The sequence below is a fragment of the Actinomadura miaoliensis genome (assembly GCF_039536785.1).
Classification (GTDB): domain Bacteria; phylum Actinomycetota; class Actinomycetes; order Streptosporangiales; family Streptosporangiaceae; genus Spirillospora; species Spirillospora miaoliensis.
This window is the reverse complement of sequence record NZ_BAAAZG010000001.1, coordinates 597,577-619,871: the sequence shown is the minus strand read 5'-3', so window position 1 is coordinate 619,871 and position 22,295 is coordinate 597,577. Positions and strand designations below refer to the sequence as shown.

Sequence of the window (22,295 nt, the reverse complement as noted above, 5' to 3'; positions counted from 1 at the left end):
ACCCCGGCGCCGCGCCGCCCCGCCCGCCGCTAGTGCCGTTCGCCGAGGCGGCGGGCGCGGCGGAGCCCGCCGCGCAGCAGCAGCGCGGTCAGCAGGATCGCCGCCCCGCCGAGCGCGATGGTGCCGCCGACCGGGAGGAACTCCGCGACGGCCCCGGACAGCACCGGCCCCATGCCCTGGAACGTCATCATCCCGGTCGAGGCCAGCCCGAACGCGTGCCCCCGCGCGCCGTCGGGCACCGCGTCGACGAACTGCCGCTGGATGCCCAGCTCGTAGGCGTACCCGACCCCGGCGGCGAACTGCAGGACGACCACGACCGCCAGCGGAACGGGCAGCGCCAGCCCCAGCAGCGGCAGGCCGAGCAGGACCAGCAGCGGCACGACCATGCGCTCCCGCGCCCGCGGCCCCAGCCCCCGCCCGACGGCCAGGTTGCCCACCATCATCCCGGCGGGCGAGCACGCCAGCAGCAGCGCCCCCACGCCCTCGGGGAACCCGCGCACCGCCGCGTACGGCACGAGCAGGCCCTCGGCGCCGGACACGAACACCAGGGGCAGCCACTGCACCAGCAGCAGAGCCCGCACGATCGGGTCGGCGAGCAGGTCGCGGCTGCCGGACCAGCTCTCCCGCAGCACCGACCCCGGCATCCCGTCGGCGCGCGGCGCGGCGGGCAGGTCGGGCAGCCGTGCCCGGGTGAGCGCCGCGGCCAGCAGGAAGGCGGCCGTCGCGACGAGCAGCGCGGAGCGGGCGCCGAGCGCGGCGATGACGATCCCCCCGAACGCCAGCCCCAGCACCTGCGCGGCCGAGGCGGCGACCATGGTCAGGGAGCGTCCCAGCACGTAGGCGTCGCCGCTGAGCACCTCGCTGATCAGCCGGTTGAACGCGCCCGACACCACCGGGGTGACGACGGAGACCAACGCCACCAGCAGCAGGGACACCGCGACCGGCGCGCCCGGCAGCGCCGGAACCGCCGTCGCCACCGCACCCGCCGCGTACGCGCCGACGACCAGCGGCCGGGGCCGCAGCCGGTCGGCCAGCGCGCCGAGCAGCAGCCCGCCGGCGACCTGCGGCAGCCAGCCGACGCCGAACGCCAGCCCGGCCAGCAGCGGCGAGCCGGTCCGCCCGTACACCAGCACGGACAGCCCGACCATCCGCAGCACGCTGCCCATGATCCACAGGCAGCGCGCGCCGAACAGCACGCGGAAGCGGGGCTCGGCCAGCACGTCCCGGTACGTGGCGCGCGGTGCGCCCTCCAACGACGTCATGCGTCCACTGTGCGGGACATTGATCAACCCGACCAGACCCCGCGGGCGGCTAGAGGACGTCGCCCAGGCGGGTGCGGAAGTCGTCTTCCAGGTCGGCGACGGCGTGCAGCGCGGTCAGCGCGTTCGGGCGGGGGCGACCCCCGGTGGTGACGCGCCGCGCGTTGTAGTGCAGGGCGCGCACAAGCGCGGTCCACGCCGGGACGAGCGTGGAGCCCACCCAGTCGCTCAGCTCCTCCAGCGCCTCGGGACCCTGGCCGGGGAGGCGGGCGTGGCGGAGCGACGCGGCCACCATCTTCCGGTTGCGTGAGGCGACCCAGAAGTCGTTGTTGTGACGGTAGGTCGCCGGGTCGGCCAGGCCCTTCTCCAGCCACTCCCGCAGCACGTCGAAGGCCGCCCGTCCGCACGCCCAGCCATGCGCGGCCACCTCGGGGTCGGCGATCCGCGCCGTCGCGGTGCGGGTGAGCATGACGGCGGCGAACCCGGCCGTGTCGGGCACCCGGCGTCCGGTGAGCTCCAGCCACTGCCACGGCCGCTCCGGCGACCACGGCGGCCGGTCCCGGCGGTCGCCGAGCGCCCAGCGTTCACGGCTGGCCTGCTCGGGGCCGGGCGGCGGGGGAGACCACGCGTACGCGCCGACCTCGGCGGCGGGCACGGTGCCGACGAACCCCGGGTGCAGCCCGGCGTCGTCGGTCCACAGGAACCGGTCGTCGACCTCCACCCTGCCCGGCGGTCCCGGCCTGACCAGGAACCAGTGCGGCGCGGGCTCGGCGTCGCCGGTCTCGATCCAGGGCAGGTGCGTGGTGCGGCCGGTGACGATCGCCGCGCCCGTCTCGTGCGCGTGCCGGACGATCGCGTCCGCCGCCTCCCCGGGTGCGGCGGCGCCCCGGCGGTGCAGGTCCACGCGGTACAGCTCGCCGTCGCCGGTGAGCGGCGTGTGGTAGTGGAGGAACTCCATCAGCGAACCCGAGCGCCGGACGCCGAGGAAGAGCTGCGTGCCGAACGCGAGAACGTCGGGCACGCCGATCGCGCGCAGCAGCCCCGCCGCCGCGGTGCTGTAGCAGGACAGCAGGTCGCCGCGCACCTCCCCGGTGCCGGCGGGCCGCGTCATCTCGTGCATCGAACCTCCTGGAGCGGCATGCCGGGGGCAGCGGGGGCGATGACGACCGGGCGGGCGAGCCAGTCCCGTCCGTGCCCGCCCGCGAAGGCCAGCGCCGCCGCGTACCCGTCCGGGACGGGCAGCTCCCGCCAGGTCACCCCGTCCAGGTGCCCGCACGCCGCGTCCGCCACCGCGCCGGGCGACCGGAAACCCGCCAGGCCTCGCCCGGTGGCCTTGCAGCGCGCCTCCCGCACGGCCCACACCCGCGTGAACTCGCGGCGGCCCTCGGCGGGCGGCAACGCGTCGATCCGCCGCCGCTCCCGGGGATGCAGCCAGCGCCGGGCGATGCGCTCCCAGCCGGGCCCGGGTGCCTCCTGGACGTCCAGCCCCAGCCTGCCGCCGACGCCGACCGCGACACCGACGAGCCCACCGCTGTGGGAGATGTTGAAGTCGACGTCCCATCGGCGCCCGTCCGGATGGGCCAGGTACGGGCGGCCGGACGGTTCGCGCCGTACCAGGCGGGGAGCGCGCAGCCCGAGCCGTTCGACCGCCGCCCGCAGCACCGCCGGCAGCGGGCCGTCCCCGGTGCCGGCGCCGGACGGGCACAGCAGCACGACCGCCGCCACGTCGGGCAGCGCCACCGCCCGCAGATCGGGGTTCCCGGGCCCGGCCGTCGCCGTCACGTCTCCAGGACCCTCGCGACGTGCTCGTACTCGGCCGGTTCGTACGGCAGGTCCAGCACGACGGTGCGCACGCCCAGCTCCCGGTAGGCGTCCAGCGCCGCCGCCACCGTCTTGTACGAGCCGACCAGCTTCGGGCAGTCGATGCCGATGCGGCCCGCCCCATACCACAGGCACTCGTCGTGGAGGGCGCCGGCCTCGGCGAGGTCGATGTTGGCGCGGTGCTGCGAGGAGGTGACCTGCCGGGCGAACAGGCGGCGGGTGAACGCGTCGCGGCGCGTGGCCGCGTACTGCCGGTCCGCGGTGTCCCACGCCTGCTCGTCGGTGTCCCGGGCGACCACGCCGACGATCATGGCGAGCCCGCCCGTCAGGCCCCCCGCCGCCAGCCGCTCGTGCTCGGCGGCGATGTCCGCGCGAGGCTTGGCCATCACCAGGGCCCGGTCGAGCCGCGGCAGCACGGCCGCGATCTCGGGAGAGCGCGAGCCGGGCGCCAGCACGCGCGGCGCCAGCGCGGGGTCGGGCGGCGGCTCGGGCGGCGCGGACCGCAGCCCGTAGCACGGGCCGGAGTGCGGCTCGCCGCGCAGGACGGCCCGCAGCGCGTCGATGAAGTCGGCCATCCGCTCGTACTTGCCGCCCTCGGCCGGGTCCAGGCCGAGGGCCTGCAGCTCCGCCGCCTTCGCGCCCGCGACGACGTTCAGGTTGACGCGCCGGCCGTACAGGTGGCAGAGCCCCGCCACGGCCCGCGCGGCGATCGCGGGGTGCGCCAGCGTGGGGTTCACCGCCACGATCGGTTCCAGCGTCGTGCTCGCGGCCAGCACGAGCTGCCCCGCCAGCCACGGGTCCAGCGACTGCCAGAAGTCGTAGATGAGCATGGCCGACGCGCCGAGCCGCTCGGCCGCCGCGCAGTGCGCGGCCACCGTCTCCCGGTACGCCGCGCCGGAGCCGCCGCCCGGCGCGGGGCCGTGCGCCCCGGCGCCGAACACGTCGGCGTGGCCGGGGCAGACCGTGAACGTCTCCATCCTGGCGTCCATCGTCCTCACCCCTCGTCCCGGCCCAGCGGGCCCGACGCGGCGAACGAGCAGGCGGCGGTGTCCAGCAGGCCGAGCCTGCCGTTGGCGCGCAGCAGGCGCCGGTTGCCGTACATCAGGCTCGCCGACCGCAGGTCCCGGAAGATCCGTTCGAGCACCAGGCCGTCGCCCTGCCGGTAGCCGAGGCCGAGCCCGGCGACCTCCAGCAGCCCGTCGGCCGCCGCGAAGCAGCGTTCGGACGCCGCGACCTTCACATTGTTGATCATGATCTGGAAGGCGGGACGGTCCCGTCCGGCACCGGTGCGCGCCTCGTACTCGCGCAGGCCCGCGGCCACCATCGCCTCGGCGATGTCCAGGTCCCGGCGGGCCAGCGCGATCCGGTCGAGCGTGTCGTCGTCGCGGCGGATCGCGGGGCCGCCGCCCGCGGGACGGCGCGCGTGGCCGACGACGTGCCGCAGCGCGGCGCGGGCCGCGCCCGTCCACGCCGCCGCCCAGCCGAGATGCCCGAGCGGCGCCATCGTGCGCGCCGTCACCCGGGCGAAGCCGCCGGGCGGTTCGATGACGTGGTCGCGGGGCACCTCGACGTCCACGGTCATCGACACGTTGCAGGTGCCGCGCATCCCCAGCATCCGCAGCGGCGCGATCACCTTGGGGTCGGACAGCTCGCGCGGGCAGTGCACGAGCACCACGTCGTCGGCCGGGCCGTCCTCGGTGCGGCGCATCGTCACCAGGAACGCGCCCGCCTGCGCCCCGCCCGACACCACCGGGGCGTCGCGGTGGAACCGGACGACGCCGTCCCGGTCGTCGATCGCCGCCATCGCGGTCAGCATGTGGCCGCCCTTGCCCGCCTCGGTGGTGATGGACGCCAGCAGCGTCTGCTCGGCGGCGACGGACCGCAGCACCCGCGACCGCAGCGGCTCGGGCGCGTACTCGGCCAGCACCGCCACCTGCTGGCAGTGCATGACCCACAGCACCGCCACGCCCAGGCACCGCCCGCCCAGCTCCGCCGCGGCGTGCAGGAAGGCGGCGGTGTCCGCGCCGGCGCCGCCGCAGTCGGCGGGCACCGTGTAGCCCAGCAGGCCGTGGTCGCGCAGCACGCCGATGCCGCGGCCGTCGGGGTCGCCGGTGGCGTCGATGACCTCGGCCAGCTCGGCGAGCCGCGCGGTCGCCCCGGCCAGGTCGGGGCGGGCGGTCACGGCTCGGCCCGTTCGGCGGGGTGCCCGGACACCTGCTCGGACACGACCGCCCAGATGCTGTCGGCGGTCGCGAACACCTCGTCGGTGAACGCCGAGTCGGGGAAGACGAACCCGAACGCGTCCTCCAAATCCATCACCAGGTCGACCGCCCGCATCGAGTTGAGCCCGAGCGACCGCAGGTTCGCCGTCGGGGTGATCTGCGCGGTGTCCTGGACCGCTCCCAGGTGGCCGAGCAGCACGCGCAGGAATTCCTCGCGCCGGTCTGTCATCGCGTCTCCGCCCTTTCGCCGGTGGCCCTTTCGCCCGTGGAATCGCCGTTCACGCCGTGTGGGGCGGCGGACAGCGGCCGGTACGCCGTCTCCAGCCGCAGCGCCGCCCGGACGCCGCCGGCGTCCACGGCCACCTCGGCGGGCGCGTCCCGGCCGAGGAACGCCACCAGCGCCGCCGTCAGCCCGTACGCGCCCACGTTCGGGACGGCCAGCAGCCCGCCGGGGGCGGCGCCGGGGAGCCGGGCGCGCTGGTTGAGCAGGTCCAGCGCCGTGCACAGCGGCCCGGCCAGCACCGCCTCGCCGTCGCGGTCCCGCGCGCCGTCCCCGGCCGGCACGGCCGACGGCAGCGGCAGCGGCTCCGCCATGATCGGCGGGACGCGGCGCAGCCCCTGCATGCCGCCCAGCACGTTGACGCCGCCGTCGGCGATCACGAAGCGGGTGTCCTTGCTGCGCTTGACGTCCTGCACGCCCAGCAGGAGCGTGCCGCATCCACCGGCCAGGTAGCGGCCGGACTCGAACGCCACGACCGGCCCGCCCGGGGACGCCGCCGCCCCGGGCAGCCGCGCGAGCAGCCCGGCGAGCCGCTCGTCCAGGCCGGGCCAGGCCGGACGGGTGCCGGGCCGCGCGTACGGGTGGCCGAAGCCGCCGCCGAGGTCGACGATCTCCACGCGCAGCCGCAGCGCCTCCTGCGCCTGCCGGACGGCGTCCACCGCCAGCTCGAACCAGTCCATGAGCCGGTCGGTGTCGTCGATGTTCGTCCCGACGTAGACGTGGTAGCCGGCCAGCTCGACCCCGTCCGCCCGGAACTGCCCGGGCCGGTCGCGCACCCACGCGACGTCCGCGCCGAACTGCGACGGCGCGCCGCCCATCGCCAGGCCCGCCCCCCGCGGGTACGCCGACGGGTTCAGCCGGAGGATCGCCTTGGCCGGCACCCCCGCCCGCCGCGCGCACAACCCCAGGCGGGCCAGGTCGGTCGGGGAGTCGACGGAGAACAGACGCACCCCGCGCGACAGGGCGTGCGCGAGTTCGCCCTCGGTCTTGGCCGGGCCCGTGTAGAGACACGAACGGGCGTCCGCGCCCGCCGCCAGCGCGGTGTCCAGCTCGCCGCGGGAGCAGACCTCGGCCCGCGCCCCGGCGTCGAGCAGCGCGCCCACCAGCGGCGGAAACGGGTTGGCCTTGAGCGAGTAGAACAGGTGGCTGCCCGCGGGGACGGAACCGGCCAGCTCGGCGTGCGCCGCCCGTGCCACGTCGAGGTCGTAGACGTACAGCGGGGTGCCGTACTCGGCGGCCAGCCTCCGCAGCGTCCGCGCCGGGACGTTCATGCCGGCCTCCCCGCGTCACCGGCGGCGTTCACCTTGCCGGGGCCTGCCGCCGCCGCGCCGAGGGCGCGCACCGCGACCGGGTCGACCTTGCCGTTGCGGTTCAGCGGAAGCCGTTCCACCGGGACGATCAGATCCGGCACCTTGAACCACTCCAGATGCCTTTGCAGCTCGGTCCGCACCCGCATGGCCGTCAGCCCGGTGACGACCGCGAGGACGGGCGGGTCGTCGCCCCGCGCGCCCACGCAGAACGCCTCGTGCACCCCGGGGACCTCCTCGGCCGCCATCGCCACCTCGGTCGCCGACACACGGAACCCGTTGGACTTGTAGATGTCGTCGTCGCGGCCGTGGAAGTACAGGTAGCCGTCCTCGTCCAGCCAGCACTGGTCCCCGGTGAACAGCGCCCGCTCGCCGAACGGGCCCCACGGCCGGAACCGCAGCGCGGTGCGCTCCGGGTCGCCCCAGTACCCCTGGGTGACGTGCGGGCCGCGCACGACCAGCTCGCCGATCTCGCCCGGCGGCAGCGGCCGCCCGCCGGCGTCCACGATCACGCATTCGGTGTCGTCCAGCGGGCGGCCGACCGAGCCCGGCTTGTGCGGCAGCTCCTCGGGCAGCAGGATCGAGATGCGCTTGCACTCGGTGAGCCCGAACATCAGGTACACGCCGAGGTCCGGGTAGCTCGCCCGCAGCCGTTCCAGCAGGTCGGCGGACATCGCCGCGCCGGTGTTGGTGAGCACCCGCAGCGGCGGCAGCGCGTGCGGGGTGCGCCGCGACAGCCGGTCCAGGTTGTGCGCGAGCCCCGGCACCGACGGCAGCACCGTGACCCGGTGCCGGTTGAGGAACGCCAGCAGCCCCGGCCCTGCGTCGGTGCCCTTCCCCCACACCAGCGAGCAGCCCGACAGCATGCTCAGCAGGATCTGGTACACGCCGTAGTCGAACGCCAGCGGCAGCACGCAGCCGATCACGTCGTCCTCGCGCAGCCGCAGCCGCCGAGCGATCATCCGCGCGGCGAACACCATGTTCGCGTGCGTGCCCGCCACGCCCTTCGGCCGTCCCGTCGACCCGGAGGTGTACAGCACGCTGACCAGGTCCCAGGAGATCGGCCGCGCCGCGGGCGGCACGGGCCCGCCCCGCCCGTCGCGGGGCGGCGGGGCGGTGAAGCACGGCAGGTCTGCGATGGGCAGCCCTAGCGTTCCGGCGCACCGCCGCGCCTCGGTGTCGCGGCCCGCGACCACCAGGGCCGGGGCGCAGTCGCGCATGACGTGCTCGGCGGCGTAGCCGGTGGTGTCGCCGTTCATCAGCACGTAGACGGCGCCGAGGCGGGACGCGCCGAACATGACCGCGATGGCGTCGGTGAACTCGTCGATCACCACCACGACGCGGTCGCCGCGCCGCACGCCGCAGCGCCGCAGGCCCGCCTCGGCGGCCAGCGAGGCGTCCCGCAGCTCGGCGAACGTGCCGCGGACGTCGCCGCTGACCAGCGCCGTGCGGTCCGGCCAGCGGGCGGCGGCGCGGTCGAGCAGGTCGTGCAGCAGCGACGCCTCCGGCTCGGGGTGGGCGGTCATGACGGCACTCCTCCATGCTGTGCGCGCAGGGCCGGGGCGACGAGGACGGCGGCGATGTCGTCCGGCGTGGTGAACGACTCCGGCACGAGCAGCTCGTCGGGCAGGACGGGCCCGAGCTCATCCTCCAGGCGCTCGACGACGGCCGCGAGCGCCAGCGAGTCGAACCCGGGCACCTCGAACAGCGCGGTGCCCGGCGTCAGGGCGGGCTCCTCGCCCAGCACCGACCGCAGCACCGTCAGGACGAGCCCGACGGCGGCGGCGTGGGCGTCGGCGGTCATCCGGCCGCACCCCCCACCGCGGAACGGGCGATCTTGCCGGTGGACGTCACGGGCAGCTCCTCGTGGAAGGTCACGGTCGCCGGGACCATGTAGCCGGGCACCTGGCCGGTCAGCCAGTGCCGCAGCGCGGACGCCTCCGGCGCCGCGCCCGGACCGTCCGGCACCACGTGCGCCTCCAGCACCGTGCCGTGCTCGGGATGCGGCACCGGCCGGACGACCGCCTGCGCGATCCCCGGGTGCGCGAGGATCGCCGCCTCCACCTCGCCCAGCTCGACGCGGAACCCCCGCGTCTTGACCATGCCGTCGCGGCGTCCCCGGAACCGCAGGACGCCGGCCGCGTCCGCCTCGGCGAAGTCGCCCGTCCGGTAGTAGACGCGGCGGCCGTCGCCGCCGGGAAGGCCGAGCATGGCGCGCGCGGTGCGCCCGGGATCGTGGAGGTAGCCGGGGGTGACGGACGGTCCGGAGACGATCAGCTCGCCCTCGGCCGACGCGGCGCGCGGCACGCCGTCGTCGCCGAGCAGCCGCACGTCCGTCCCGGGGACGGGGCGGCCGATCGGCATCCGGCTCCCGGCCAGCAGCTCCGGGGTCACGTCCGCCCAGGTGACGACGTTGGTCTCAACCGGGCCGTAAAGGTTGGCGACGCGCGCCCCCTCCGGCAGCGCCGACACCAGCGTCCGCAGCTGCGGCACGTGGTACTCCTCCCCGGCGTACAGCAGTTGGCGCAGCCGCGGGAGCCCGTGGTCCACCAGCCGGGAGCGCCGGGTGAGCGCGTTCAGCGCCGACGGCACCGCGTACAGCGCCGTGATGCCTCGGTCGCGCAGGAACCGGTAGGCGGCGGCCGGGAACATCACCGTGCGCTCGTCCATCAGGTGCAAGCACGCGCCGGACGTCAGCGCCACGTACACGTCGTACACCGGCAGGTCGAAATGCAGCGGCGCGTGCTGGGCCACGTGGTCGCCGGGGCGCAGCGGGAACACGGCGGCGGCCCAGTCGACGAAGTAGCCCGCGTTGACGGTGCTGATCATCACGCCCTTGGGGACGCCCGTGGACCCCGACGTGTAGAGGACGTACGCCAGCTCGTTGGCCGCGATGTCGGGCGATCCCGCCGCGTCGCGCCGCGCCACGAGCAGCTCGCCCGCCAAAATCTCCTCGGCCTGCCGCGACCACCCCGTGCCCGCAGGGGCCAGGCCGGTGAGGGCGCCGAGGTCCTCCTCCGGCCAGTTCTCGGCGGTGTCGGCTGACGCGAACAGCAGCCGGGGATCGGCGTCGGCGACGATCTGCCGCCGTCGCCGGGGCGGCGCGTGCGGGTCGATCGGGACGTACGGGACGCCCGCGAGCAGGCAGCCCAGCATCAGCACGATCGCCTGCGGGCTCTTGCGGACGCTCAGCCCCACGCACTGCCCGGCGCCGGTGTGCGCGGCGACCACCTCGGCGACCTGTGAGGCGAGCGCGAGGCACTGCCCGTACGTCAGGCTCAGGTCCGTGGCGCCGTCCCGCACGGCGGTCGCGTCGGGCCGCTCCCGGGCCGCCCGGGTGAACCGGTCCGCGATGTCGTACTCCGCCCTCATGCGCGTTCCCCTTCCGCGGGCGCCCCGGCCCGTCCGGCGGCGAGGGCGGTGGCGAGCGCCCGCTCGGCCTCGGCCGCGGCGGTGACCAGGTCCGCGAGGCCGCCGGAGGGACGGCGGCCCGCGCGCAGGCGGCGCAGCGCCAGGTAGGCGAAGCGGTTCACCTCGGACCACCGCGCGACGACCTCCTCGCGGAAACGGCCGCCGAGTTCCGCCGGCACCGGGCCGCCGGGCTCGGCGGCGAGGTCGTCCAGCCACGTCGCGTACAGGCCCCGGCGCCGTTCGATCGTCCAGCAGGCCTCGCAGAACCGGTCGAACGCCGCGAGGTCGACGTCGGCGCGGCAGTGCTCCTCCACGAACGCCTTGTAGGGCTCGGACGCCGCCCAGTCCCCGAGCACGGCGAGGTTGGCGCGGAACAACTCGGCCCGTCCAGGAACTCCCGCGTCCGGGGGCTCGGGGACGAGAGTGACGAGCCGCGTCGCCGGGTCCCGTTCCAGTACGGCCGTCAACGCGGCGTCCACGGTCGTGTCCAGGGGCCGCGCGTCGCCCCATTCGGTGCGGTTGTCGTAACCGTCGGACACCCGCAGCGTCGGGGGCGACCCGTCGACGGCCGTGACGACGAAGCTGTGCTCGACGTGCTTGCGGCCCGCGTAGGGACACCACGGCAGCAGGTAGGCGTCGGTGACCACCATCGGGACGCGGCCGGAGGCCAGCGCCCGCTCGCACGCCGCAGCCAGCCCGCCCTCCGCGACGCGTTCGGAACGCGGACGCAGCCCGGCCAGCGACGCGCACCGGTCCTGCTGCGCCTCGAAGTCCAGCAGGGGCGCCGCCCCGCCGCCCGACTCGTAGGCGAACCACCACTGCGAGCCCAGCACCGAGCGGACGTCGCGGCATCCCTGGGCGAGCAACGCCATCGCCAGCGTCACCTCCCAGCAGTCCAGCAGACCGGTGTCCAGACCCGCGCCGGCGAGGACGGAGGCGGACACGCCCGCCGGGGTACCTTCCATCGCTTTTCTCCTGCGCCCGAGAACCGAACGGTGAACAGCGGAACGGTCCGGCATCATTCGCGCGGACCGGGCGGCGCGTTGTCGAATCGTTCGCGCATCCAATGGAGCATTCGCAGCAGTTCCACGGACTCCAGTGCCGTGCCACGCCGATTCCGGCCCCGCGGAGACGGTTTCAGCGGCATTCCGCCGACCGCCGCCCAACGCAGCCGGCCGGTGTCGTCGAGAAAGGTGCGGGCGCGGTTCCTGTTGTCCGGATGCAGGCAATAAGGAACGTCCAGGTAACCCCGCGCGAAGGCGGCCGCGAAAGCCTCGCCGATGTCTCCGGACAGGTCCAGCACGCATTCGACGAGCGTCCGCGCCTCCCGGTAGACCTCCGTGCCGCGGACCAGGTCCGGCGCGGGCACCGGCGGAGCAGACGCCCGCAGGCGCAGCGCGGCGGCATGGGCGTCCTCCAGCGCCACCACGTTGTCCTCGATGGCGGGGATGCGCGTCGCCTCCGCCCTGGTCTTCAGGATCAGCCGCTCCGCCCGCGTCGCGACCGCCAGCCGGACGCTGTCCTCCAGCAGCGCGGCCGCGCCCCGCGCGGTCTGCGGGAACAGGCCCATGTAGGTGTAGAGGACCACGTGCCAGTCCAGGTCGCCGAGGAACTCGGCCGCCAGCAGCCGCAGCGCCGCGACGGCCTCGGCGTCCTGCCCGTGGTGGGTCTGCTGGGCATAGCTGAGCGACACGCTGCGCAGGCCGTGCTGCCGGAAGAACAGGCCCTCCAGCACGCTCAACGCGACCAGCAGCGAGGGCGGGCAGAGCTGGCCCAGCATGCACCCGCCGAAACTCTCCAGATGCGCGCCCGGTGTCCGCGCCAGCAGCTCGCAGGTCGTCCGCCAGTCCGCGATCGCGTCCGCCAGCGGGACCCGGCTGTAGGGCAGGCAGTAGGAGACCGGACCGCCCTCGGTCGCGGTGAGGCCGCAGCGCAGCGCGGTGCGCACGATCGCCGACGGCAGCGCCGACCCGTGCCGCACCTGGACGGGGAAACCGCCGCCCGCGACGCCGTCGAGGACCGCCGCCGTCGTCTCCACGGCATGGGCGACCAGCGGATAGCCGTTGAGGTCGGCGCCGGCGGCGAGCGCCCGCGCCGCCCGGTCGTGCGCGCCGACACGGGTGTAGCTGTCGAGCGTGATCGTCCCGGCGGCGCACGCGTCGGCGGCGCGCACCGCCAGCAGGCCGCGACGCATCGCCTCCGGAGAACCGAACCCCATCCTCGGCTGGACGACCAGCCGTCCCGCGCGCGCGTGCCCGGCCACGAACTCGCCGAACGACGTTGCGCACGACGGCGGGGACGCCTCCGGCGGTGCCTCAACGTGCATGCGCGTCCGCCCACGCCAGGTGGTCGCGGAACTCCCGCAGGGCCGCGTCGCCGACGAACACGCCCGTGAAGCCGAGCCCGGTGAGCTCCGCCACGACCTCCCGCCGGCCGGTCCCGCCCGTCGTCAGCATCCCGCCGATGACGACGGGCACGTCCGACAGCCCGGGCACGCGGCGGAACGCGGAGATCAGCTCGGCGCCCTCGACGCGTCCGTGCCCGTTGACCGTGCTGATCGCGACCAGCGTCGGGGGAGCGGCGCGGCATTCGTCCAGCAGCACGTCGACGGGACAGCACGCGCCCAGGTTGCGGACGAAGAAGCCGGCCTCCTCCAGCACGCACTGCAGGACGACGAGGCCCCAGGTGTGGGAGTCCGACGGCGTCGAGGCGACCACGGCCGTCTTCCGGGGCCGGTCGCGGGACGTCGGCGGGAACGGCGGCGCGGCGCCCGGTCGCGGCGGAGCCTCGCTCATCGAGATCCCCGCGTCCCGTACGGCGGACGCCCGATCCGGTGAGCACGTTCCAACACCGTCGCGCGCGAAAACGGCCGGGTGTGGAAAGCGCGGTGCAGTGACATTGACAACGAAACTCCCGCTCCATAACATCCGCTGTCACCACTTGTGGCACACAGCCAACCCGAGTCCGTCGGGCCCAGTCCAACAACAAATCGCTGGCGGTCCGACAGCGAAGGCTTGTCAGGCCAGGTGAGAGACATGGATCTGGATCTAGCTCACGTTCGGGCCTTCGTCACCGCCGCCGACCGCCTGCATTTCGGCCGGGCCGCAAAGGATCTTTCTCTTTCGCAGCAGGCGCTGTCCGCGCGGATCTCCCGGCTGGAGGGCGGCCTCGGCGTGAAACTGTTCGTCCGCGGCGCCCGCGGGGTCCGCCTCACCACCGCCGGACGGCACTTCCTCGACCCGGCGCGGCGGCTGCTGCTCGCGGGCGACCAGGCGGTCGCGTCCACCCGGTCCGGCGCCGGGCCGCTGCGCATGAACGTCTGGGGCAGCCTGCTGTTCCCCTCGCCGACCATCCGCGCCCTCGCCGGGGGCGAGTCGGGGCCGCGGCTGGAGGTCGGCGTCTGCCGCGACCTGCCGGACGCGGTCGCCGCCCTGCGCGACGACGCGATCGACGTCGCGCTGGGACGGGTGTCCGCCGGGGCCGACACCGCGTCCCTGGCGCGCCGCCTCATCCGGCTCGACGCCATGGCGGTGATCGTCAACATCGAGCACCCGCTGGCCGGGCACGCCCGGCTGACCCCGCGGGACCTGCGCGGAACCCCGCTGTGGCTGCCGGCCCCCCTCGAGTCGCTCGACTTCCTGCGCCAGTTCGTCGAGCGTTTCGGGCTGGAGGGCCGGTTCGGCGGCGTCGACCTCGGCCCGTACCACATCCCCTGGCTGCTGCGCGAGGAGCCGCACCAGGCCGCGGTCGTCCCGGCGCACCTGGAGTCGTTCGGCGAACCGTTCCTGCGGCTGATCCCGCTCGTCGACCCGACGCCGCTGTACGGATCGTCCCTGCTGTGGAGCCCCTCCCAACGCCATCCCGAGTTCGACGCCCTGCTCCGCAGGGTCGACACCGCGATCCGGCAGCGCGCCTGGCTCCGCTACGACAGGCACCGGCACTGGCTGCCGCAGACCGAACAGGCCGACGTCGAAGCCCTCGCCCTGTAAGCCGGGCGCCTCCTCACCGGTGACGAGACCGATGCCCGGCGGCGCTACCGGCGGCGGTCCTCATCCCAGCGGTGCGGGTCGGCCTCCAGCGCCGCGCGGTCCCAGCCGCCCAGGTCCGCGGCCGCCGCGTAGGTCGTTTCGAGGAACTCGGTCAGCGCCCGGTCCGGGGCCGCCGCGGCGGCCACCGCCTCGTACGGAAGCAGGAACTGGCCGTTCTCCCGGCTGTAGAACGCCGCGTCCGGCCCGACGGGATGGTCGCCGAAACCGTCCGGCTCGGGATAGGCGTAGGCGTAGAACGCGCCCTCCTCGGCCCCGCCGGGCCAGAACCCGCAACTGGACAGCTCGTGCGAATAGCCCTCCACCATCACCCAGTTCGGGCAGTTCGGGGCACCGCCCGGATGCTCTGGGGCCGGCCGCCCGGAGAACCTGGTACAGGCCAGGTCGAGCGCGCCCCAGAACAGGTGCACCGGGCTGACCTTGCCGACGAAACGGGACCGGAACCGGCTGATCACCCGATGGGCCTGCATCAACTGCCGCCAGAACAACTGCGCCGCGTGCGGGTCGTAGGAGGCGTGCCGCTCGTCCTCGGCGAACGGGATGGCCGGCTCCACCTCGTTCGGCCGGGCCTGGATCCGCGTCGGCACGCCCAGCTCGTCCAGCGTCCGCATGACCTCGGTGTAGAACCGGGCCACCGGCTTGGGCTCAAGCGCCACCTGCCGGTCGCCTCCGTCGCTGGTGCGGACGTGCAGCCGGTGGTCCAGGAAGTCGAACTCGATGTCGAACGCCCCGTGTCCGCACGGGATGGCCGAAGTACTCAGCCCCCGCGGCGTCACGTACAGGGTGACCTGCCACCAGTGGTTGACCAACGGCGAGTGGGCCAACCGGATCTTGCCGACGATCTGCGTCCACATGTGCAGGGTGTCCCGCGTCTCGGACCAGTCCGCCACGCTCAGTCGCGGCCACCCCGTCTGCCGTGCCTTCAGCTCAGTCACAGCGTTACCCCGATATCCCCCCGGCCGGCGGCCCCGCGCCGTCCAGACGACCGCACCACCGGCACTTGCTGCGAGGACTTCCCCCCACCATCGCCGCCTAACCGCACCCGCCGGCGCCGACCCCGCGATCGAGTTCACCACCGCCCGGATCAGAGTCCATGACAAATGGCGGTGCGTCGTTTTGGTTTTCCACGGCGACCGTCTCAAACGCGGTTGAATCGCCGATCAGGAAATCCGATGCCGCCGTTCTCGACAAGGCACACGGTTCCGACGCCGGCGTTCGTGCTCACCGGCCCGAGCCGCCCGCCTCCTGACGGTCGGAGGCCAAGTGAAAAGGAAGCCTCGAATTCGGCGCACGGGTGACACGCATGAATGTGCGCGGCGGTTCACTTCAAGCCCCAGGCGGATTGGCGTCACCGGAACCAGCGTGGTCTCGGCAGAGGTCCAGGAAGGAGGCGGAGCCGTTCCGGAAACGTCCGCCTCCCCGGTGAACAATTCCCTTCCCGTGCGCAGCCACGGCTGAGTGATCTTGGTCTACGTTTTTTCCGCCGGGCAAGCCGGAGATTCGGTCCACACATGGGATTGGGTCACAAGTCCACCCGTCAAACGATCAAGGTTCCGAACCATTGCGGACCGGACCGGCGGGAAATGCGCCCAGGTATTGTGCCGCCTCTGCCGCGGGTGCTAAGAATTCCGCCAACATGCAATCCCCTGCAGGAGGTTGTTTTGCTCGGAAAACGACGAGCAGCGGTTGTCCTGGCCACCAGCCTGGCTCTCACGTTCGCAGGGACGGCCACGGCGTCTGCCGACCGCACGACGCCCGGAGGCCCCTGGGTGCAGGATGCGCAGCAGGTCTCGCTGGAGCGCCTGCACACCTACGCGGAGCTCACCACCGCGCTGCACAGCCTGGAGGAACGTTCCAAGGGTGCCGTCGACGTCGAGTCGATCGGCAAGACGCATGAGGGCCGCGACATCTGGTCCGCGACGGTGGGCACCGGATCCACCAAGGTCCTCTACATCACGCAGCAGCACGGCAACGAGCCCCTGGGCACGGAGGCGGCCCTGCAGTTGCTGCAGCGGATCGGAACCTCCAAGGCCGCCTGGGCCAAGGACGTGCTCGACGACGTGACGCTGCGCGTCGTCGTCCGCGCGAACCCCGACGGCACCGAGCGGTACCAGCGGCAGAACGTCGACCCCGACTGCTCCGGCGCCTACTGCCGCACCGGGGTGGGTTTCGACATCAACCGGTACCACGACCCGGCGATGAGCCCGGAGGCCAACCCCGTGCCGGAGTCGGCCGCGATCCAGCGGCTGGTGCGCTCGTGGCGGCCGGACGTCACCGTCGACTACCACCACCAGGGCAGTTACCGGCAGCCCGACGGCTCGATGGCGACCGCGTCGATCCTGTGGCCCACCAACTCCGGTGTGACGCCGCAGGTGCTCGCGGACAGCAAGCGGGTCGCGGCCGTGGTGTACGGCTCCCTGGAGAACTACGGCTTCGCCGACGTCAGCCGCTACCCGGGCGAGTCGATCGCGGGCATCGCCCGCAACTCGTTCGGCCTGCAGGGCAGCGCGAGCCTCCTGGTCGAGCTGCGCGGCGGCATCGGCCAGAAGTCCGCCGGCTACCTGATCCGCACCGCCTACGCCTCGATGGCGACGCTGCTGCAGTCCGCCGCCGACGGCAGCCTCGCCGCCGCCGATCCGGCGGTCGCCGACACCATCCCCGCCCGCGGCGAGCCGGTCGACCAGCACGAGAGCGAGTGAGCGACGGCATGACGAAGCACAACCGGACGACCTCCACCCGCGCGCTGACCGGCAGGAAGCTGGCCGGCGTGGGCCTGGCGGTGACGGCGCTCATGGCCCCGGCCGTCGCGCTCGCGCCGCCCGCCGCCGCGCAGCCGGCGGTCGCGAACTGCGGAACGTCCACCGGCGACACCGGAACGTCCGCGTGGACGAGCCATGCCGAGCTGGGGAAGGAACTGCAGCGGCTGGAGTCGCAGCGTTCCGGCGTCCTGGACGTGACGCGGATCGGCACGTCCAACCGCGGCCGGGACATCTGGGCGGCCCGCACCGGCACCGGCCCGAAGGTGGTGCTGGTCACCAGCGAGATCCACGGCAACGAGAAGACCGGCACCGAGGCCGTCCTGTCCCTGCTGCGCACCGCCACGGCCGACACGCCGGCGGCACGGCGCCTGCGCTCGCAGGTGACGCTGGTCGCGGTGCCCAAGATGAACCCGGACGCCGCCGAGCTGGACCGGCGCGGCAACGACCGCACCTGGGCCGAGGTCGTCGCGGACTTCCCGCAGCTCGCGGGCGCGCGCCCGTCGTGGAACTACTACACCAGGCCGCAGCAGGGCGACGACTACTCGACGCGTCCCGGCTTCGACGTCAACCGCGACTACCACCCGGACCTGAACTACGTGCCGCGGGCCGCCGACTTCCCGGGCTCCTCGGCGGGCCCCGGCTGGTACATCAATCCGGAGTCGCAGGCCGTCAGGGACCTGTACAAGTCGCTGAAGGCGGAGTTCGGCGCCGTCGACAGCTACATCGACCTGCACCACCAGGCCCCCTGCTACCTCGACGAGAACGGTGACGCCCTGGTGACCATGTCGCTCTCGGGCAAGTTCGTCGACGTCGACAAGCACCAGCAGTACAACCGCGGCTACCGCCTCGACTACTCCAAGCAGCTCACCCTGGCGGCGTACGACACCCTGTCGGGCTACGGCCAGTCCCCGTTCGGCTCGCTGACCCTCTACCCGCAGGACATCGACCTGCCGGGCACCGGACTGGGCGCGTTCGCGCTCAACGGCTCCGGCACCGTCCTGTTCGAGGTGCGGGGGCAGACCCAGACGTGGGGAGCCCGGCAGCGCGGGCAGCTAGTGAAGACGGTCGAGCACGGGCTCACCGGCATCATCGAGGCCGTGGGCTCCGGCGCGGCGCACCAGATCGACCCCGACCGATACGACGACATCCCCGAAACCGCTCGCTAGACCCCGTTTCGCCGGGTGGGCCGTCCCCGCGACGGCTCACCCGGCGCACGGCCGCCCCCCACGAGCACGCCATTCGGTGCCGACCGGTTTCAGGGCCGTAGCGCCCAAGCGCGTCGGCTCAACGGACATCCAGACCTCCACGCGGCACAACTGCTCCTGCGGTCTTCGAAAGGCGCATGGGGCGGGCGCTCGCACCTGGCGTTGGGGCGTCATGCGTCGCGCCGCCGTGCGCTAGGATCGCAAGCCATCGGTCGGCCGGAAGGGTCCGCCGAACCGCCAGAGCCCTCTGACGGATCGTCAGGGCCGGCGCTTTCCCAGCGGGACGTCCCGCTTCTCCATTTCTCCGCTCCGGACGCGAGTCCGGACATCTCGGCCGTCAGCCGTCTCTTTCCCAGCACGCACCAGCTCAGGATGGCGTGATCCAAGGAGGCGGAGAACGTGACAGTGGCCGTGCGGCGCCGCGCGTTGTGGGCGGTGGCGGCAGGGGTGTTCTGCATCCAGTTCGACTCGTTCGCACTCAATCTGGCCCTTCCCGCCATCGGCCGGGACCTGGGAGGCGCGGAGGCGGATCTGCAATGGGTGCTCAGCGCCTATCTGCTCGCCACCGGCACCCTCATGCTCACAGCGGGACGCCTGGGCGACCTGCTCGGGCGGCGCCGGCTGCTCCTGTGCGGGCTGACGTTGTTCACGGCCGCGTCGCTGGGGTGCGCGCTGGCGCCGTCGCTGCCCCTGCTCGTCGCGGCCCGCGTCGCCCAGGGAGCCGGAGCGGCGATGATCATGCCTGCGGGCCTGGCGCTGCTGACCGGCCTCCACCCGCCCGGCAGGCGGGGCCGCGCGATCGGCTGGGCACTGGGCCTCGGCGGCGTCGCCACCGCCGGCGGCCCCCTCCTCGGCGGCCTCCTCACCGAGACGTTCTCCTGGCGGGCGGTGTTCTGGCTGAACGTTCCGCTGGGCGCGCTGGCGGCGCGGTGGGCCGCGGGCACCATGGAGAGCCGCGACGAGGCCGCCGAAGCGCGGATCGACTGGCCCGGCCTGCTGTGGGCGACCGCGGCGCTCGGCGTGCTCGCCCTCGCGGTGGACCGTGCGCCCGCCTGGACACCGCCGGCCACCGCGGCCGCCGCGCTGCTCGCCGCCGTGCTGCTGACGGGTTTCCTGCGCCGGCAGAAACGTGCCGGGAACCCCTTGGTGGATCTCGGCCTGCTGCGAAACCGTCCCTACACGGTGCTGACGATCACCGGCGCCGTGGCCAACACCGCCACGGTCGTCTTCCTGTTCGTCGTGCCGCTGAGCCTTCAGCACCGGTGGCACCTTCCGGCGGGCGGCGCGGGCGCGGCCTTTCTCGCCCCGGCCGCCGTGATGGCGGTCAGCGGACCCGTCGCCGGACGCGTCCGCCCTCACGCCGCCCCGGCGGTGATGTGCGCATGCCTCGCGGCGTCGGCCGCGGCGCTGGCCGTCCTCGCCGCCGCGCCGACACCGGCCTGGTACCTGGCGGCGGCCACGGTCGCCGGCGCGGTGCTGGGGACCGCCAACGCGCTGACCCTCACCGCGACACAGTCCGTCATCCGCGCCGAACGGGCCGGCGAAGCCTCCGGTGTCACCAAGACCGCCATCACCCTGGCCGCCGGGCTGGGCGTCGCGTGCGCCGGAGCCGCCATGAACGGCGACACCGCTCCGTCGGCGACGACACCCGTCCTGTACGCGACCGCGTCCGTCTGCGTCACCGCCGCCCTTGTGGCCGCAGTCAGTAGCCGTCGGGCTCGCCTCAAGCCTGTCCGACGCCGGCCGGCCCCTACCTGCTCGGCCCATGATGGTGCGTCAAAGGAGTGACCTTTCCGTATCCGCTCGTCGGCCCAGGAAAGCCCGCCTGGCGCGGGCGTAAATCGGTGACGGCCGTCCGCGCGGGTGAGCAGCTCAGAGGCCAGACGGCGGCGCGGGGGACGACCCCTCCGCAGGTTCGCCCCCCGCGCCGTCCGGTCAGCAGACGTCCGACGAACCCGGGCTCAGGATCGGCACATTCAGCCTGATCAGATCGCTGAGCACCCTGTTGCACTTGATGCCCGATTTGCCGTGTCCCGAGCTGACCATCGCCGTGGCAGTGGTCGCCAGCCCGGCCATGGTCACCACCGTCATCGTCGCCGTCAGGACGACCCGAGCGCATCGTGTCATGTTCAGTTCTTTCCTCTACGCATCTCGCCAACTCCGAGGAGTAGTCACTTGAAAACATGGAGTATTCGATCATGGTCGGGCTGGTCGGCTACTGATCCCCTTGGGGGGCATATGCACCTATGGCGCCCCGTTGGGACGTGCCGGTGCGCCTACGGGACGGGCGTGCGGGGGTGTGGGCAACGGGGGAGTTCGCCGAGCCCGCAGGGGCGGGCGCTGAGCGGGCCTTGCCATTGCGATGGAGTCGGTTCTCTGAGGGGCCACGAGACCGTCTCGGGCGCGCCACAGGTGGAGTGCTGTGCCGGCGGATGGGCCACCAGTCCCGACCCAGTCGGCCGCGACACCGCCGAGACCGCACGCGTGGCAGAACAACGCCCAGGGAGGCGACATTGCCGCCGAAAGCGGCACGACGACACAGTGCAGCAGCCCGAGGACGAGGGGGCCGCGCTCGGCCAGCCGGGTGACCTGGCCGGAGCCGGATCGGCGGGGCAGACGACGGCGTGCACGTCCGCCAGGCCGGAGAAACGCCGTCGGCGGCGCGGACAGCCGTGCGCGTTCAGGCGTGGCGGCCCGAGCAGAAGGCGTGACAAATCGCCGGACGATCTGGCGGCATGGCGCCATCGCAACCGCCGGGCGGCGCCGCGCGTATCGCCGCAACGTGCCCACCGGTACCGGCGCGGACCCTCGAAAGAGCCACGGCGAACACCACCGGGAATCACTCGTTCGATCGATGCCCCGTTCCGCCGCACACCTTAAACGCCACGCTTCCTGAGCAGGAAAAACGCGGTGGTTGCGCGATGGTCCGGCCCCACGGTCTCATGGGTGGCCGCCCGTGGCGTGGCCCATCGCCGACAACGGCGTGTGAACCGCGGGCACGGGCGGCGGCGCGGAGAGGTGCAGGGGGACGGGAAGGCGGACCGGTCGGCGCCGCGACCGCCACTGGGCGTGGCCGCACAGCGCAGGCCACGCTGGCGCGGACGTGTCCGTCGTGTGCTGGGCTCCGGGGCGCCGCGACCATGCCGGGATCACGGCGAGGCCGTCGGCATGCGTTCCGGTGACGCCCCGTCACCGTGATGATCATCACGACGACCGCGTCGTCCGCGACGGCCTGCGGCCGTTCCTCGAACTCAGGACGACATCGCGGTGGCTGGTACCGCCGAAAGACGGCGATCATGCCCGGACACGACAGGCCTGCGGGTACTGGGGCGACCCGGCCCGAACCGGTGTTCTGAGACCGCACCGCGAAGCCGGCGCCGAGAGGGCGGCGCTACCCTCCGTGTTCACACACGGGACCGAGCATGTAGTTTACTGTGGGCATGCCGCGTCTTGACTAGACTTGCATCATTCGTTGTCTCGAATCGTTCGCGTTCATGAAGGCAGGTTCGGTGCCATGACCGCATCCCAGACCCCGACCACCGCCGAGCAGTTGCGCGGTGCCGGTCTGCGGGTGACGGCCGCCCGCGTCGCGCTGCTCGAGACCGTCCGGGACGGTGACCACCTCGGCGTCGAGGCGATCGCCTCCGGGGTGCGCGACCGCGTAGGCCACATCTCCCTTCAAGCCGTGTACGAGGCCCTGCACGCCCTCACCGCGGCCGGACTCGTACGCCGCATCGAACCGGCCGGCAGCCCCGCCCGCTTCGAGGGCCGCGTCGGCGACAACCATCACCACCTGGTGTGCCGCAACTGCGGAGCGGTCAAGGACGTCGACTGCGCCGTGGGGCATCCGCCCTGCCTGGACCCGGTGGACGACGCCGGATACCTGGTCGACGAGGCCGACGTCACGTTCTGGGGGCTGTGCCCGCAGTGCCGTCCCGGGTCCGAGAACGGCTGACCCCGCGGGCACCTTCACCGGCCCGCCCTC

General features: G+C 73.8%; 20 protein-coding genes. 5 read left to right on the top strand and 15 right to left on the bottom strand.

Annotation, left to right across the window (positions count from 1 at the left end):
* Window positions 1–29: 29 nt before the first annotated feature.
* Genes ABD811_RS02860 through ABD811_RS02800 form a run of 13 tightly spaced genes read right to left on the bottom strand, consistent with a single transcriptional unit; the run spans window position 30 to window position 13,095 of the window.
* Window positions 30–1,262 carry an MFS transporter gene (locus ABD811_RS02860; RefSeq protein ID WP_344940174.1) on the bottom strand — a complete coding sequence of 411 codons (1,233 nt, stop codon included), beginning with the start codon at window positions 1,260–1,262 and terminating at the stop codon, window positions 30–32.
* A gap of 49 nt (window positions 1,263–1,311) precedes the next feature.
* Window positions 1,312–2,379, bottom strand: coding sequence for a hypothetical protein (locus ABD811_RS02855; protein ID WP_344940172.1), 1,068 nt, complete (start codon window positions 2,377–2,379; stop codon window positions 1,312–1,314).
* Window positions 2,367–3,041: a 4'-phosphopantetheinyl transferase family protein gene (locus tag ABD811_RS02850; RefSeq protein WP_344940169.1), complete on the bottom strand. Its 675-nt coding sequence runs from the start codon at window positions 3,039–3,041 to the stop codon at window positions 2,367–2,369. The genes ABD811_RS02855 and ABD811_RS02850 overlap by 13 nt, the downstream gene beginning before the upstream one ends.
* A complete protein-coding gene (locus ABD811_RS02845; RefSeq protein ID WP_344940166.1) occupies window positions 3,038–4,069 on the bottom strand; it encodes an LLM class flavin-dependent oxidoreductase in 1,032 nt (343 codons plus the stop codon). The genes ABD811_RS02850 and ABD811_RS02845 overlap by 4 nt, the downstream gene beginning before the upstream one ends.
* 5 nt (window positions 4,070–4,074) lie before the next feature.
* Window positions 4,075–5,262 (bottom strand): acyl-CoA dehydrogenase family protein, encoded by a 1,188-nt coding sequence (locus ABD811_RS02840; protein WP_344940163.1) that lies wholly within the window; start codon window positions 5,260–5,262, stop codon window positions 4,075–4,077.
* A complete protein-coding gene (locus ABD811_RS02835) occupies window positions 5,259–5,531 on the bottom strand; it encodes an acyl carrier protein (protein WP_344940160.1) in 273 nt (90 codons plus the stop codon). The genes ABD811_RS02840 and ABD811_RS02835 overlap by 4 nt, the downstream gene beginning before the upstream one ends.
* Window positions 5,528–6,853, bottom strand: coding sequence for a type III PLP-dependent enzyme domain-containing protein (locus tag ABD811_RS02830; RefSeq protein WP_344940157.1), 1,326 nt, complete (start codon window positions 6,851–6,853; stop codon window positions 5,528–5,530). Before ABD811_RS02830 ends, ABD811_RS02835 begins: the two co-directional genes overlap by 4 nt.
* On the bottom strand, window positions 6,850–8,415 hold the full coding sequence (locus ABD811_RS02825) for a class I adenylate-forming enzyme family protein (protein WP_344940154.1): 1,566 nt from the start codon (window positions 8,413–8,415) through the stop codon (window positions 6,850–6,852). The genes ABD811_RS02830 and ABD811_RS02825 overlap by 4 nt, the downstream gene beginning before the upstream one ends.
* A complete protein-coding gene (locus tag ABD811_RS02820; RefSeq protein ID WP_344940151.1) occupies window positions 8,412–8,693 on the bottom strand; it encodes an acyl carrier protein in 282 nt (93 codons plus the stop codon). The genes ABD811_RS02825 and ABD811_RS02820 overlap by 4 nt, the downstream gene beginning before the upstream one ends.
* The gene (locus ABD811_RS02815) at window positions 8,690–10,261 is read right to left on the bottom strand and encodes an amino acid adenylation domain-containing protein (RefSeq protein ID WP_344940148.1); all 1,572 of its coding nucleotides are present in this window, start codon (window positions 10,259–10,261) and stop codon (window positions 8,690–8,692) included. Before ABD811_RS02815 ends, ABD811_RS02820 begins: the two co-directional genes overlap by 4 nt.
* Window positions 10,258–11,265, bottom strand: coding sequence for a hypothetical protein (locus ABD811_RS02810; RefSeq protein WP_344940143.1), 1,008 nt, complete (start codon window positions 11,263–11,265; stop codon window positions 10,258–10,260). Before ABD811_RS02810 ends, ABD811_RS02815 begins: the two co-directional genes overlap by 4 nt.
* 53 nt (window positions 11,266–11,318) lie before the next feature.
* On the bottom strand, window positions 11,319–12,626 hold the full coding sequence (locus tag ABD811_RS02805; RefSeq protein WP_344940141.1) for a methylaspartate mutase: 1,308 nt from the start codon (window positions 12,624–12,626) through the stop codon (window positions 11,319–11,321).
* Window positions 12,616–13,095, bottom strand: a complete 480-nt coding sequence (locus ABD811_RS02800; protein WP_344940138.1) for a cobalamin-dependent protein — start codon at window positions 13,093–13,095, stop codon at window positions 12,616–12,618. Before ABD811_RS02800 ends, ABD811_RS02805 begins: the two co-directional genes overlap by 11 nt.
* 240 nt (window positions 13,096–13,335) lie before the next feature.
* On the opposite strand from ABD811_RS02800, the gene ABD811_RS02795 reads away from it, so the two are divergent.
* A complete protein-coding gene (locus tag ABD811_RS02795) occupies window positions 13,336–14,289 on the top strand; it encodes a LysR family transcriptional regulator (RefSeq protein ID WP_344940135.1) in 954 nt (317 codons plus the stop codon).
* Window positions 14,290–14,333: 44 nt separating this feature from the next.
* On the opposite strand, the gene ABD811_RS02790 is transcribed toward ABD811_RS02795, so the two are convergent.
* A complete protein-coding gene (locus ABD811_RS02790) occupies window positions 14,334–15,281 on the bottom strand; it encodes a DUF5996 family protein (RefSeq protein ID WP_344940132.1) in 948 nt (315 codons plus the stop codon).
* 834 nt (window positions 15,282–16,115) lie between these two features.
* Here ABD811_RS02790 and ABD811_RS02785 point away from each other — a divergent pair.
* The 3 genes from ABD811_RS02785 to ABD811_RS02775 all read left to right on the top strand — a co-directional run bounded on the left by ABD811_RS02785 (window position 16,116) and on the right by ABD811_RS02775 (window position 20,098).
* Window positions 16,116–17,045: a M14 family zinc carboxypeptidase gene (locus tag ABD811_RS02785; protein ID WP_344940129.1), complete on the top strand. Its 930-nt coding sequence runs from the start codon at window positions 16,116–16,118 to the stop codon at window positions 17,043–17,045.
* Window positions 17,046–17,053: 8 nt separating this feature from the next.
* Window positions 17,054–18,271 carry a M14 family zinc carboxypeptidase gene (locus ABD811_RS02780; RefSeq protein WP_344940126.1) on the top strand — a complete coding sequence of 406 codons (1,218 nt, stop codon included), beginning with the start codon at window positions 17,054–17,056 and terminating at the stop codon, window positions 18,269–18,271.
* A 438-nt stretch (window positions 18,272–18,709) separates the two neighbouring features.
* Window positions 18,710–20,098 carry an MFS transporter gene (locus ABD811_RS02775; protein ID WP_344940124.1) on the top strand — a complete coding sequence of 463 codons (1,389 nt, stop codon included), beginning with the start codon at window positions 18,710–18,712 and terminating at the stop codon, window positions 20,096–20,098.
* 147 nt (window positions 20,099–20,245) lie between these two features.
* On the opposite strand, the gene ABD811_RS02770 is transcribed toward ABD811_RS02775, so the two are convergent.
* Window positions 20,246–20,437: a hypothetical protein gene (locus ABD811_RS02770; protein WP_344940121.1), complete on the bottom strand. Its 192-nt coding sequence runs from the start codon at window positions 20,435–20,437 to the stop codon at window positions 20,246–20,248.
* Window positions 20,438–21,824: 1,387 nt separating this feature from the next.
* On the opposite strand from ABD811_RS02770, the gene ABD811_RS02765 reads away from it, so the two are divergent.
* The gene (locus ABD811_RS02765; RefSeq protein ID WP_344940118.1) at window positions 21,825–22,265 is read left to right on the top strand and encodes a Fur family transcriptional regulator; all 441 of its coding nucleotides are present in this window, start codon (window positions 21,825–21,827) and stop codon (window positions 22,263–22,265) included.
* Window positions 22,266–22,295: the final 30 nt, after the last annotated feature.

Coding starts and splice junctions, on each gene's coding strand:
- ABD811_RS02835 (WP_344940160.1), bottom strand. CDS start 5,531: ATGACAGACCGGCGCGAGGAATTCCTGCGCGTGCTGCTCGGCCACCTG.
- ABD811_RS02770 (WP_344940121.1), bottom strand. CDS start 20,437: ATGACACGATGCGCTCGGGTCGTCCTGACGGCGACGATGACGGTGGTG.
- ABD811_RS02810 (WP_344940143.1), bottom strand. CDS start 11,265: ATGGAAGGTACCCCGGCGGGCGTGTCCGCCTCCGTCCTCGCCGGCGCG.
- ABD811_RS02845 (WP_344940166.1), bottom strand. CDS start 4,069: ATGGACGCCAGGATGGAGACGTTCACGGTCTGCCCCGGCCACGCCGAC.
- ABD811_RS02830 (WP_344940157.1), bottom strand. CDS start 6,853: ATGAACGTCCCGGCGCGGACGCTGCGGAGGCTGGCCGCCGAGTACGGC.
- ABD811_RS02805 (WP_344940141.1), bottom strand. CDS start 12,626: ATGCACGTTGAGGCACCGCCGGAGGCGTCCCCGCCGTCGTGCGCAACG.
- ABD811_RS02765 (WP_344940118.1), top strand. CDS start 21,825: ATGACCGCATCCCAGACCCCGACCACCGCCGAGCAGTTGCGCGGTGCC.
- ABD811_RS02825 (WP_344940154.1), bottom strand. CDS start 8,415: ATGACCGCCCACCCCGAGCCGGAGGCGTCGCTGCTGCACGACCTGCTC.
- ABD811_RS02800 (WP_344940138.1), bottom strand. CDS start 13,095: ATGAGCGAGGCTCCGCCGCGACCGGGCGCCGCGCCGCCGTTCCCGCCG.
- ABD811_RS02815 (WP_344940148.1), bottom strand. CDS start 10,261: ATGAGGGCGGAGTACGACATCGCGGACCGGTTCACCCGGGCGGCCCGG.
- ABD811_RS02820 (WP_344940151.1), bottom strand. CDS start 8,693: ATGACCGCCGACGCCCACGCCGCCGCCGTCGGGCTCGTCCTGACGGTG.
- ABD811_RS02795 (WP_344940135.1), top strand. CDS start 13,336: ATGGATCTGGATCTAGCTCACGTTCGGGCCTTCGTCACCGCCGCCGAC.
- ABD811_RS02780 (WP_344940126.1), top strand. CDS start 17,054: ATGACGAAGCACAACCGGACGACCTCCACCCGCGCGCTGACCGGCAGG.
- ABD811_RS02855 (WP_344940172.1), bottom strand. CDS start 2,379: ATGCACGAGATGACGCGGCCCGCCGGCACCGGGGAGGTGCGCGGCGAC.
- ABD811_RS02860 (WP_344940174.1), bottom strand. CDS start 1,262: ATGACGTCGTTGGAGGGCGCACCGCGCGCCACGTACCGGGACGTGCTG.